The following is a 12,622-nucleotide window of genomic DNA, read 5'->3' as shown; positions in this document are numbered from 1 at the left end:
TTATTTAGAATGGTCTGATGAACTTTTGTTGACTAAAATGATTTCGTTGCAATACGTCAATGCCTGTTTTAAAAACCGGCACGTATGCCAAATACAACGGTACGTGCATGCGGATAGGCCGAATAATCGAAGCCCGGCGTCAGCACACTGTTGCGTACAGATACTTCAGGATCCATTCCCGAGTAATTTGTCCAGGTCAGCAGGTTTTGTGCAGACAGGTTTATGTTGAGTGATTTCATGGATATTCTGCGCAGGTATTTAGCAGGAACATCATAACCAAACGAAAATGTTTTCAATCGCAGGTACGAGCCGTCTTCCAGTACACGGGAAGAATGCCGGCCGGCAGGGCCCTGGCCACCCGCTCTGAAATTGGCGTTCGTCTGGTTATCCGGTGACCAGCGGTTCATATAGGATTTGTATTGGTTGAGATCGGTAACCAGTAATGTATTGCCTTCGAAAAAAAGACGGTTGGCGTTGTAAATATTATTTCCGTATGACCATTGAAAGAAAATGCTTAGTTGGAAATTTTTGTACCGGAAGTTGTTGGTGAATCCGCCTACATGTTTGGGCATTCCATTGCCGATAATGGCCTGGTCGTATGCATCAACCACACCATCTCCGTTAAGATCCCTGTATTTGATGTCGCCTGGTTGAATGGTGCTCCGTTCATTTCCGTTGGTGGCAATCTCCGGTTTTAATGTATACGTGTTATTGGCATTGATAAAATCGTCGTACTGGTATACTCCATCGTAAATATAACCGTAGAACATACCGGCCGGCTGACCTACCTGCGATAAGTACAGCGGTGAGTTATTGTATTGCGTAAATACGCTGACGAAATTGAACAGGTTTTGCTGGTCGCCGGAAAGTGCCAGGATCTTGTTCCGGTTAAAGCTGACATTAAAACTGGACTCCCAGCGGAAATTATTTTTGTTGATGTTAGTCGTATTGAGACTTATCTCAATTCCTTCGTTGCGGATCTTGCCGATATTTCTATAGGCTTTTTCATAGCCGGATGTAAAAGGCACATCGGCAAAGAAGAGCAGGTCGCTTGTGTTCTTGCGGTACAGATCAACGGTAAGGTTGATTCTTTCTTTAAAGAAACCGAGATCAATTCCGGCATCCAGTTGCGCGGTACTTTCCCATTTCAATTCAGCGTTGCCAAGGTCATTTGGGATCACTCCGTTTATTGGGGTTCCGTTATTAAAAGAGTAGGAGTAGCGGATCGGCATCATCAGGCTGGGGAGGTAGGCAAAATCCGCTACGCGGTTATTACCGGTGACACCATAGCTGGTCCGTATTTTGGCAGAAGAGATGATACGGTTGTTTTTCAGAAATTTTTCTTCGCCGGCATTCCACGCGAAAGCACCGGATGGGAAATAACCCCAGCGATAGCCTGGTGCAAACTTGGAAGAGCCGTCACCACGCAGGGTGGCGGTAAAAAGAAAGCGCGAGTCGATACTGTAATTGGCCCGGCCAAATACAGAGACAAGTGTTGAACGGCTTGAGGAAGATCTTATGCTGTAGGGCGTGCCTTCATCGAGACCATCAATGCCGAGTTCTTCATTAGGCACCAGCGTTGCTGCGTACCCGTTGGTGCTCACAGATGTCTGTTGCATGGAAAAGCCTGCCAGCAGGTTCAGCTTATGATTGTGCCGGAGGTTTCTGTTGTAATTGAGTGTGTTCTCGTTGATCCAGATATTACGTTCGGCGTAGGTTACCGAACCCCATTGTCCTCTTGTATTGAGCGGATTTAGTGGTGAGCCCTGTGTTGTTTTTGAATTATAAAATGCATCATTCCTTTGCACACGGCTGTTGAGTGCTCCCGTAGCGCGGAAGGTAAGGTCGCGGGTTATTTTATATTCCAGGTAAGCATTGGCGATGATATCGGTGATCTTGCCTTTTCGGTATTCGTTGTCGTTGGTAATAACGGGGTTCAATCTTATTTCATTATTCGTCAGGTTTTCAGGATCAGATTCTTCCTCCAGCAGGTTGATGGCCGATGCCGCCACCGGACGGTAACCCCATACGCGATATAACAGGGCGGTGGATTGATTGCTTTCCGATTCAGGATTTGATACGGGCTGACCATTGGTTGCAGTCCTGCTGTAGTTGATACTGACGCCAGCTTTCAATTTGGTACTGATCGTTTGATCGATGCCGATTCTTCCCTGGTAGCGTTTAAAGCCCGAATTGCGCAGTATGCCGTCCTGGTCAAATATAGAGCCGGATATATTGTACTTGGTTTGCGCATTTCCTCCGCGCAGGCTCAGGTTATACATGCTGGTGATGGGTGTGTTGGCCAGTATAGCATCCTGCCAGTCGACGCCTTCCAGCCCCCTGTAATCTTCCAGTGTTTTATTATACGGCTGCAGGTAACGATCCTGTGTTACCTGCGGTTTTAACTCGAGATTGTATTCTACAAAATCGTAAGGCGTCATCATGTCCATTTTCTTCCGGATTGATTGAAACCCCTGCGACGTACTGAAGTTTATGGCCATCTTTCCGGCTTTCCCTTTTTTAGTGGTAATCACGACAACGCCGTTTGCGGCGCGGGCTCCATATATGGCCGTAGCTGAAGCATCCTTAAGAATGTTGATCGATTCTATATCTTCATTGTTAACGGCGGCAGCCTGCAGGTCTTCAACAGGAAATCCATCGATTACATACAAGGGAGCATTTGATTGCGTAAGGGAATTGGCACCGCGGATAATAATCTCCTGCGTCACGCCGGGCTGGCCATCGTTGGAGCTGACCTGCACGCCCGCTATCCGGCCTGCCAATGCTTCCGTAAAAGAAGCAACCGGTGCCTTGTTCAGGTCTTCCATGTTTACCTGCGCCACCGAACCTGTGAGATCTTTCCGGTTAACCGCACCATATCCAATGACCACTACATCGGTCATGCTGTTGTCTCCATTCTTCAACGTTACGGTAAGGGGCATTTTCTGTGGCACCGGTATTTCGGTTTTTTGATACCCGACATAACTTACTTCCAGCACTGCCTTTCCACCGGTAACGTCCCTGAGTTGAAAATTTCCTTTTCCGTCGGATATGGTGACTGCGGAAGTCGATCCCTTAATAGTTATCGAAGCGCCTGCCAGGGGCATTGCTTCTTCATTCACTACCTGGCCATGAATCAGCAAGCCGTTTGTTTGCGCAGGCAGGGTGTCTTTAGCTGATCCTGTTGAAAGGCCGGGTTGATTCTTCGTTATCGTAATGGTTTTGTCCCTGCCCGTCCAGCTGTATTGGTCTCCCAAAGCCGCCTTTAATACCTGGTCGGTGGTGGCGCTGCTGAACTGAAGGTTGACTTTTTGCTGATCGTTCAACTGTTGATTACTATAAAAAAAGGAAAAGCCTGTCTGGGACCGGATATACCGGAATACCTCGGACAATGTGGCCTGTTTAAATTGTACGGAATATTTACCCGACGGCATTTGGGCGTTTACGGAATGGATGACGGTACAGGCAACAACCAACAGGAGTAACCGGAGGGAATTCTGTAATGAAATAAACATAAGCAATCGTTTGGTCGATACGTTTTGTCTTTAGACAGGGATGATGCAATACAGGGTGACATTTTGAAGAAATAAATTAAATAAAATAGTAGGTTTGGGGTCTAACGACTGCTATTCCTACCATGTCAACGACGGATCAAACACTACTACACCGGATGCAGCAGGGAGATGAAACCGCATTCGGTGATATATTCTCTCACTTCCACAAGCGCCTGCTGATGGAAGCTTTTTTTCTTTTGCAGGATGAGCAGCAGGCAAAAGACATCGTTCAGGAGATCTTTATCGAATTCTGGAACAAGCAGCACTGGAAAAATATTCATTCGCTGGGTGCCTATCTCGGAACGGCCGTTAGAAACCGCTGTCTTAATCATCTGCAGTCATCCAGGACCGCCGAAAAAAGACGGGCCGCTTACGAATATTTGACAAACGGGCAGCACGAAGCGGAAGATGCCCATACCCACACAGACATCCAAAAAGATAACAGGCTTGATCAGATGCGCGTAGCTATTGACGAACTGCCCGAGAAAACAGCGGAAATCTTCCGGCTGTACTACCTGGAGAAAAAAAACCGCCACACCGTTGCCGGAGAACTCGGCATCAGTGTCAATACCGTTAAGACCGTATTGTCTCGGGGATTAAAAGTTTTACGGTCAAAACTCAAATAGCTGTCACCCGTTTCATTGAATCACTGTCTAAACACAACCATGGAATACGACCTGGACCATATAAAAAACCTCATCTTTGAAAAATTAAGCAACACTATCCACCCGGATAATGATGATTTGCTGCAATCGTTGATCAGCAAACCCGGCCCTGCCCAGGATTTATGGAATAAAGTGAGCTCATTTTATAAGGAAGAAGAAACGCAAAACTTTTTATCTTCTGTAGACACAGCGGAAGAATGGCGGGTCATTGAGCAAAGGATTAAAAAAAGAACGCAAAAAGCGAAGGTGCTGGGGTTATTGATTCCATCTGCAGTTGCTGCTTCCGTAATCCTTGCAGTCTTCCTGTTGCGGCCCTTTTTCACCTCTCCCGGGAATACAGGCATCGCCCAGGGACCTGGTATCAAAAAAGAAGAAAACATTATTTTCCAGGTAGAGGGTGCTGCGGCCATCAGCCTCGATGATTCCACCCGGCAAACAATCGAGGCCGGCGGAGGTACGACACTGACGACCGATGGCAAATCGCTGACTTATGATGCAGGCAGCAACAAATGGGCGCGGATTGTTGTACCCGCCGGAAAAGACTACAAAATACAATTATCGGATAAGTCGGAGTTATGGATCAATTCAGCTACTACCGTGCGGTTTCCCATGAATTTCTCCGGAAATAAAAGGGAGATAGAAGTAAACGGCGAAGCTTATCTGAAAGTGTCTGCCGATGCCGCACATCCCTTCGTGGTACATTTACCGGGGGCAGATGTGGAGGTGCTGGGCACCCAATTCAATCTCAACAGTTATGATAGCGGACAGGTCAGCGTTGCGCTGGTAGAAGGCAAAGTAAACCTTAGTTCTGTGGCAGGCAAAGTGAAACTCAGGCCCGGCCAGCAGGGAACGGTTGTAAATGCGGCGGCACCGGCAGTCAGTGTTTTTGATAAGGAAGAAGTACTGTCGTGGATGGAGGGCTACTATCATTTTCACAATGCGCCGTTGTCGCAGATAGCTGGGATACTGGAAAGATGTTATGGATATACAGTGGTAATAAGCAATAAAACTGTTGCGCCGAAGCGTTTTACCGGGATGATCGATAAGCATAAATCCGTCACAGATTTTTTAGACAGGTTGTCGGGTGGGGGCGAAGTGAGTTATACATTTAAGGGTGGGGTTGTTTATTTGAACTGATGGACAGCGGCCTCTCCGTCCCGGACGAAGCACCCGTCGGAACCTCCCTTCAAAAAGGTCTCAAAATCCAGACAGTCCGCGGTTTGTACTATCTTCACCGCTCAAAATTATCGTTCACCTGCCGCTCCGATTAGTTATGCGCATACTGTGTGTTATCGTACTCTTTTTCTCCCTTTCTGCCCGTGCCCAGGTCTCTCCAACCCGCATCCCCGATAAAGAATTGTTTGCCATCGGCAAAATATGGGGACTTCTAAAATATTACCATCCCGTTACCTCGCAGGGAAAGATCGATTGGAACGCTGAACTGCTGAAAGTGCTCGAAGGACCTGCCACCACCAAAGCCTCGCGCGTAGCAGATCAATGGATTCTGTTGCTTGATAAACTTCCGTTCGACACCATTTCACCCGCCGCCTTTACATGCGACAGCCTCACCAAACGCAACTACGATCTCCGTTGGATCGATAAGCAGGGTTTGTCAACGGTAGCCCGCCAACGGTTCAGAAAACTGGTGGATCAACCTGCCAACATCGGCTTCTATTACACGCGTTCGGAGAAAGAACCCATCCGGTTTAATTCAAACAGTGAAAAAGTATTTACTGATTGGAAACTCGATTATGCCTGGATCGATCTGTTCCGAACCTGGAATGCCATCGAATATTTTTATCCGTATAAATACCTGCTCGATAAGAAATGGGACAATGTATTGAAGGAGATGATCCCGGTATTCCGTAGCATCCATTCAACCGCTGCCTATAAAAAGGCAATCATGCTGCTGACCGCCAATATCCAGGACACGCACACGAGTCTCGAATCTACTTACCAGTATGATGTGTTGGGTAAATTGACTTCACCTTTTTCTTTCCAGGTAGCAGATGGCTCGGTGATAATCACTGTGATCAAAGACGCCGGGAAAGTGAAAGCTGCCGGTCTCAGCCTGGGCGATCGCATCACCCATATCAACAACGAACCGGTCAACAGCATCATTCAGCGTTACAGCAAATTCATACCAGCTTCCAATAAGTCGGTGCTGAATCGCGAAGCCTATAACTTTCTGTTCAGTTCCAATGACTCCGTTTGTGTGATAAAGGGACAGCATGTAGATGGCTCATCTTTCTCCGGCGTGAAACTGACGCGCATTGCGCGCATCTTCCTCGATGAATGGGACCAGGACGGCATTCCTAATTATCATTTGCGTTATAAAGGGAAAGATCATGAATTTCTTGTATGGAACCAGCAACTCGGCAAACTGGATCCCGCATTTTTCCTCGATGATAAAGCCTATTTCGAATTTGCATCGCTTACCCTGAAAGACATCGACAGTTTGCTGCCTGTTGCCATGACCAAAAAAGGAATGGTGATCGACCTGCGGGGCTATAATAACAACGGTGCGTTGCTGCGCATCTTCGACTACCTGTTTACCAGTCCTCAACACTTTGGCATCAAGACACATGCTGATTTTAATCGCCCCGGCATGTATTGTTTTGAAGATAATATCATCACCCCTGAACTTAAATTAACGGGTAAAAATAACCCCGACGCATACAAGGGCAAAGTAGTAGTGCTGATCAATGAGTATACGCAAAGCGCGGCAGAGATGTGGGGAATGATATTCAAGCGCATCCCCGGGGTAGTGTTTGTTGGCAGCCAGACCGCCGGTGCTGATGGCAACAAGACTTCTATTCGCCTGACAAATGGAAATCGCATCATTTTTTCCGGCCTGGGGATTTATTATCCCGACGGAGGAGAAACCCAGCGCATCGGCATAAAACCGGATGTGGTGGTGAGGCCCACGGTCAGCAGCATCCGCAATAAAGAAGACCTGCTGCTGCTGAAAGCATTCGAAATCATCGATCAGCAGAAATAATTGTTGCTCCCCGGCATAGCTCTTTTCTATTGCAGAAAACTGTGCTAATTTAGTAGGATAACAAGGCTGCCTGATGACGACACCTCTGCCACATTTGGATGACCGGGCCCTGCTCGAAGTGCTGACCCTGTCCGATGATCCCACGACTATTTTTACGAGTGAGGAGCTGCATATCGGTTTTGTAAACGATGCCATGCTGCGATTTTTCGGCAAAGACCGCAGTATCGTCGGCAAGACATTGATCGAAGGCGTCCCCGAGCTGGCGGGCCAACCCTTTATCGATATCCTGAAGGAAGTGTGGCGGAGCGGCCAAACATACCGCGCACAGGATATGCCCGCACAATTGGAAAGCGATGGCGTACTTACTACCAGTTATTTTGACTTCGAATACAGGGCTCTGGCGGATGAAACAGGCAAAACCTATGCTATCCTTCACCGCGCCACCGATGTAACCGCCAGAATAGATGCCCGCCTTCAACTTCTTCACAAAGAAAAAGAAGAACAAACACTCATCGAAAAACTCGCCATTTCCAATGAAGGACTTTCAAAGGCAAATGAAGCCTTGCAGGAAAGCATAGCAGAACTGGCCTCCAGGAATAATCAATTGCTGCTGATCGAGGAGGAACTGATCGGTCTCAATCACCAGCTTCACGAGAAAGAGGAAAACCTGCGACTCACCATAGAGGCAGCCAGACTGGGAGTGTATAGCCTTGACATTGCGTCCGGTGTGGTTACGGTAAATGAATACTGCCGGGAAATATTCGGCTTTCCGCCTGATGCGGTTATTACCGCTGCCGATGGATTTAATATGATGGAAGAAGATGCTCCGCGTGTTGAACGGGCTATGCGCGATTCCATTGAACAGGAAATCCTGTTTGACCAGGAATACCGCATCATCCGCAGAACAGACGGCAAGCTCCATTGGGTAAGATCAGTCGGCCGCGCGTTAAAAAGAGATGACGGACAAAAAACTACTTTCTACGGCACCATTGCCGATATCACGCAACGTAAAGAGGAAGAGCAGCGCCGGAATGATTTTATCGGGATCGTCAGCCATGAATTGCGCACACCACTCACTTCATTGAGCGGATATATACAGGTATTGGAATTGAATGAATGCGTGACGGCCGACGCCGCTGCCGTCAACATTATGATACGTGCCAAGCGCCAGGTGGATCGCATGACCGCGTTGATCAGCGACTTCCTGGATGTGGCAAGAGCGGGAGAGGGCAAAATTGAATTAGTCAAAAAACAATTTAATATACTTGAGGTAATTGAAGCCGTGCGTCATGAAAACGAGGTGACGATTGCATCCCACACGCTTGAGTATGCCCCGTTGATGCCGGCTGTAGTAGAGGCGGATGCTGCCAAAATCGAACAGGTGCTGGCCAATCTGGTGGGCAACGCAGTTAAATATTCACCAAACGGAAGTAAGATCATCATTTCATCTGTCGTGGAAAAGGATCAGGTGAAGATCAGTGTGCATGATGAAGGGATTGGTTTAACTCCGGAAGAGGTGCCCCTGGTATTTGACCGCTTTTTCCGTGCCAACAATGAGAAGACAAAATTCGTGAAGGGTTTTGGCATCGGCCTGTATATCTCGCGCGAAATTGTTGAACGGCACGGAGGAAAAATCGGGGTGCAGAGCGAAGCCGACCAGGGAAGCGTCTTCTGGTTTTCACTGCCGTTGGCGGATTTACTGTAAATATCTTTATTCAATCTTCTGATCAATATTGTGTGATCACACATTGGTGTGATCGTGCTGGTATCCATCCTCCCGGCTACCAGTTTCAGAAAAATTTATACCTGCTATCGAAATAATTCGATTGTAAAAAAGCTTACAACGATCTATCTTTGCGGCCCCGAAAGCAACCAACAAGCCGTGCACTTTTTTCCGGGAAAAATTTTACAGCTTTAACAATGTAATTTGCTGGTTTTCATTGTAAAGTAAAGCCATAGGTTCAAGCCTTGTGTAAATAAACAATTGACCGTAACTGTCAATTTTGAACAATTTTTAAAACGAGAGATCGGATAAAATCAGATAAAACACGAAAGTCTAAATCAAAAAAAAGTAAATGAAAAAATTCTACACAATTCTCTTTTCACTGGCAGGTTGTTTTAATGTGGCATTCTCGCAATGCACACCGGCTACAGTGAGAGGTACAGCGAACCTGAACACCCCCAATTACACGTTAAACACGGCCTTTAATTCCGGTAATGCGGCGCCTGCCACCATTAATAACCTGAGTAGCGGCATGTTTAGTTTTACCGGCAGTGTGGCAGGCAATGCAAGATGGGGTAATGGTATACAAATCCAGAACGACGCAACCGTGGGCAATTACATTTATGTACAACCCAACAATACGAATAATACAAGTACCGCTAATATCGCCACGTACACGATCGATTTTGCGGAAGCCGTTACGAACTTCTCGCTGCGCTGTGCCGGACTTAACAACCAGGACCAGCTTAGAATTACGGCTTTCAACGGAGCCACGCCCATAACGATCTCTGCCGCCAACTTCTCCGATAACGTGGCAGATCCCGGTAATTCGGGTACGATCGTGATATCGAACGGCAATACCTTAACAGGCAACAACACTGCCGGCGGTACATCTGTTAACACCAACCGCATCACGCTGAATATTCCCGGCCCGGTAACGAGGATCGTGATGACCAGCGGTAAGGCAGATGCCAACAATACCAGCACGGTTACTTTGGGCTTTACATCTGTTGCTTACACGCGCTGTGTAAAAGTTCCGCCGGATATCAATGCTACATTCGTAAACACGGCTGTTACCGGTAATGTTGGCACCAACGATATCCAGCCCAGCGGTACCACGTATGGCACAGCGGTAGCGAAGCCGGGTAACCCCACATCTGCATTACCTGTTATCAATGCCAATGGTACTTATAGCTTTACCGCAGCGGTTGCAGGGGTGTATAAATTCTCCGTGCCGATGTGTCCCGGAAGTGTCGTGTCGCCCGATTGCCCGCTTATTGACCTGATCATTACGGTAAGCGATGCAAATGCCACCACCAATAAGCCTTTTGCCAATACGGATATGGCTACTACGCCAATTAACACCGCAGTGACCCTCAATACGCTGGCAAACGACAAAGCCGGAAACAATACCTCTGTGTCGTTGAATGCTTCATCTGTTATTATTACGCAGGCTCCTTTGCGCGGTACGGCAACGGTTAACAGCAGCAATGGCAACATTACCTATACACCGAACAACGGTTATACAGGTTACGATACACTGATTTACCAGGTTGCCGATCTGTCGTCGCCAACGCCGCAGACAGCTACGGCTTATCAGATCATCACCATCCTGCCGGCTGCAAGAGCCAACAGCACCCTGGCGTCCGACGACTATAACAGTACAAGACTGAATACAGCTGTATCCGGCAGTGTTGTAATCAATGACAGCGATCCTGAAGGCAATCCGCAAACGATTACACCTCAAAACACGACTATCTCAGGTAGAGGAACGTTGTTACTCAGTACCAGTGGATTCTACACCTTTACTCCTGCAACGGGCTACAGCGGACCTGTAAACTTTCCTTACCAGGTTTGTGATGACGGATCACCGGTGGCTTGCGCAAACGCAACACTGTATCTGCTGGTGTTCCCTTCAGCAACAACACTTCCGCTGACACTTACGTCATTCAACGCTACCGTTAGTGATCGTGACGTGAAACTGAACTGGACAACCGATCATCAGGATAATGTAAACCGTTTTGAGATCGAACGCTCAGCGTTTGCCTCCAACGCATTTACCGTGGTGGGTACGGTAGCCGTAAATAATGGTTTGTCCGGCAGCTATGCTTTCACCGATGTGAACGCCAAAGCATTTATGGAGAAAGGATACTACAGGTTGAAGATTATCGACAACGATGGCCGGTACAGCTATAGCCGCGTCAACCTGGTCAATTTCGGCAGCCAGATGGTTACGTCTGTAAACCCGACGCTGGTAACAGGTGGCCAGACTGTTACGCTGTATACTGGCGCGTCTGCCAGCAGACAGACTTATACCGGCGAAATATATAACCAGGGCGGACAACTGGTACGTAAATGGACAGGCACGATTGGTCAAAACAAACAGATTGAAACTGCTGAACTGCAGAAAGGTGTGTATGTGATAAGAGTAACGCAGGAAACAGGTGCGGGCTCAACGAACAAATTCATTGTGCAGTAATAAATAAGCGCCTTATTTTTTCTGACGCCTCCCGGACTAACTGTCCGGGAGGCGTTGGTTTTTAGAGGAGATTGATCAGCCGGTTGAATATGGAAGGGGTGAAAACAATCTTGTGTTTCCCCTCCGCCTCCTACAACTTAATACTTATTACTTTTTGAATTTTGACTTTTGAATTAAAAAAAGCTACGCCAATGCGTAGCTTTTTCATTTTCCAGGGTCAGCTTAATATTATTAACGAAAAGTTGCCGCCCGTCCTTGTGTGGTGGTGCGGTTGCCTTGTGTGGCATCGAGTGTACCATTCTCCACAAATCGGATCTGCACGCTGTCTGCTGCATTTCCTGATCCGGGATTACCTAACAATAATACGGTGTAAAGTTTGCGCGCTTCGGTAGTGATCGTGCGTTCTTTACTAATGGAACCGCCATTGCTCACGCGGATCGTAGCGGAACCGGGCGTAGCAGCCGTAAAACCATTTACTTTGGTAAAGGCGGCCTGCTCATCAATCACGTTGCTGCCACCTGCCGATACGGTTACCGTAGGGCGGGAAGAATCGGGAATGGCATTGATATAACGGATAAATGCCTTACCGGTGGATGCATCGAGCGAATCGAATGCATCATGGGTAATGACTGTTTGGTAAGTACCATTGGCACCTACCAGGAATGCGGAATAATACAGGCTGTCGCGGAATTCCGCGTTGGCTGTTGCGAGTGTATTACCGGTGTAAAACTCATAGGCTTCTACACTGCGCGGGCCGGTATAAATGCCCAGATAACCACCGGTGTAATTGGTAAACGCCAGCGGTGTGTTGCTGATAGGACTGCCCGATAAGGCAAAACCTATCGAATTCTGGTCACGCGCCAGGTTAAAAGCCATGAGGCCGGAAACAGGCACGGTGGGATTGTCATTTTTATCTTTGAGACATCCGGTAAAAATAATAGCTGCACTGGCAACAGAGAGAGTAACTAACAGGATACGTTTCATACGCTGCTTTTAATTTTTCGAGGTTAAAAAATCGGGAGCAGTGGATTGGTTCAAACGGTAACCAAATAGGTTAACAAAATAGTGCCAAAAGCGGCTGACGCTTGTCTACAGGCGGGATGTTATGAGCATCTTAACAGGAGGCGGCTGCAACATGAGCGTCAGGCGGTTAGGAGCAAAGAAAAAACAAGAAAATGCGGGCAATTTGGGTGAAAAGTG

At 47.5% G+C, this 12,622-nt stretch carries 7 protein-coding genes; 5 read left to right on the top strand and 2 right to left on the bottom strand.

What is annotated here, in order from left to right; all coding sequences use genetic code 11:
* Positions 1-68: 68 nt before the first annotated feature.
* A complete protein-coding gene (locus tag H608_RS0111060) occupies positions 69-3,515 on the bottom strand; it encodes a TonB-dependent receptor (protein ID WP_245565752.1) in 3,447 nt (1,148 codons plus the stop codon).
* 122 nt (positions 3,516-3,637) lie between these two features.
* Here H608_RS0111060 and H608_RS22055 point away from each other — a divergent pair, with 122 nt between their 5' ends.
* The 5 genes from H608_RS22055 to H608_RS0111025 all read left to right on the top strand — a co-directional run bounded on the left by H608_RS22055 (position 3,638) and on the right by H608_RS0111025 (position 11,422).
* Complete coding sequence (locus tag H608_RS22055; RefSeq protein ID WP_071836950.1) at positions 3,638-4,180, top strand: RNA polymerase sigma factor; 543 nt, start codon at positions 3,638-3,640, stop codon at positions 4,178-4,180.
* Between the two features lie 39 nt (positions 4,181-4,219).
* Positions 4,220-5,356: a FecR family protein gene (locus tag H608_RS0111050; protein ID WP_028787731.1), complete on the top strand. Its 1,137-nt coding sequence runs from the start codon at positions 4,220-4,222 to the stop codon at positions 5,354-5,356.
* A gap of 136 nt (positions 5,357-5,492) precedes the next feature.
* A complete protein-coding gene (locus H608_RS0111040) occupies positions 5,493-7,220 on the top strand; it encodes a S41 family peptidase (RefSeq protein WP_028787730.1) in 1,728 nt (575 codons plus the stop codon).
* A gap of 73 nt (positions 7,221-7,293) precedes the next feature.
* A complete protein-coding gene (locus H608_RS22050; RefSeq protein ID WP_038008190.1) occupies positions 7,294-8,925 on the top strand; it encodes a PAS domain-containing sensor histidine kinase in 1,632 nt (543 codons plus the stop codon).
* 370 nt (positions 8,926-9,295) lie between these two features.
* On the top strand, positions 9,296-11,422 hold the full coding sequence (locus H608_RS0111025; RefSeq protein WP_081658867.1) for an Ig-like domain-containing protein: 2,127 nt from the start codon (positions 9,296-9,298) through the stop codon (positions 11,420-11,422).
* A 231-nt stretch (positions 11,423-11,653) separates the two neighbouring features.
* On the opposite strand, the gene H608_RS0111020 is transcribed toward H608_RS0111025, so the two are convergent.
* Positions 11,654-12,406 carry a DUF4397 domain-containing protein gene (locus H608_RS0111020; protein WP_028787728.1) on the bottom strand — a complete coding sequence of 251 codons (753 nt, stop codon included), beginning with the start codon at positions 12,404-12,406 and terminating at the stop codon, positions 11,654-11,656.
* Between the last annotated feature and the right edge of the window lie 216 nt (positions 12,407-12,622).

Source organism: Terrimonas ferruginea DSM 30193, from assembly GCF_000425585.1.
GTDB classification, from domain to species: Bacteria; Bacteroidota; Bacteroidia; order Chitinophagales; family Chitinophagaceae; genus Terrimonas; species Terrimonas ferruginea.
The sequence above is the reverse complement of the archived record's forward strand: the minus strand, read 5'-3'. Positions and strand labels throughout refer to the sequence as shown.

What these genes read in the sequence shown, in the direction of transcription:
- H608_RS22050 (WP_038008190.1), top strand. Translation starts at nt 7,294, where the DNA reads ATGACGACACCTCTGCCACATTTGGATGACCGGGCCCTGCTCGAAGTG.
- H608_RS0111025 (WP_081658867.1), top strand. Translation starts at nt 9,296, where the DNA reads ATGAAAAAATTCTACACAATTCTCTTTTCACTGGCAGGTTGTTTTAAT.
- H608_RS0111060 (WP_245565752.1), bottom strand. Translation starts at nt 3,515, where the DNA reads ATGTTTATTTCATTACAGAATTCCCTCCGGTTACTCCTGTTGGTTGTT.
- H608_RS22055 (WP_071836950.1), top strand. Translation starts at nt 3,638, where the DNA reads ATGTCAACGACGGATCAAACACTACTACACCGGATGCAGCAGGGAGAT.
- H608_RS0111040 (WP_028787730.1), top strand. Translation starts at nt 5,493, where the DNA reads ATGCGCATACTGTGTGTTATCGTACTCTTTTTCTCCCTTTCTGCCCGT.
- H608_RS0111020 (WP_028787728.1), bottom strand. Translation starts at nt 12,406, where the DNA reads ATGAAACGTATCCTGTTAGTTACTCTCTCTGTTGCCAGTGCAGCTATT.
- H608_RS0111050 (WP_028787731.1), top strand. Translation starts at nt 4,220, where the DNA reads ATGGAATACGACCTGGACCATATAAAAAACCTCATCTTTGAAAAATTA.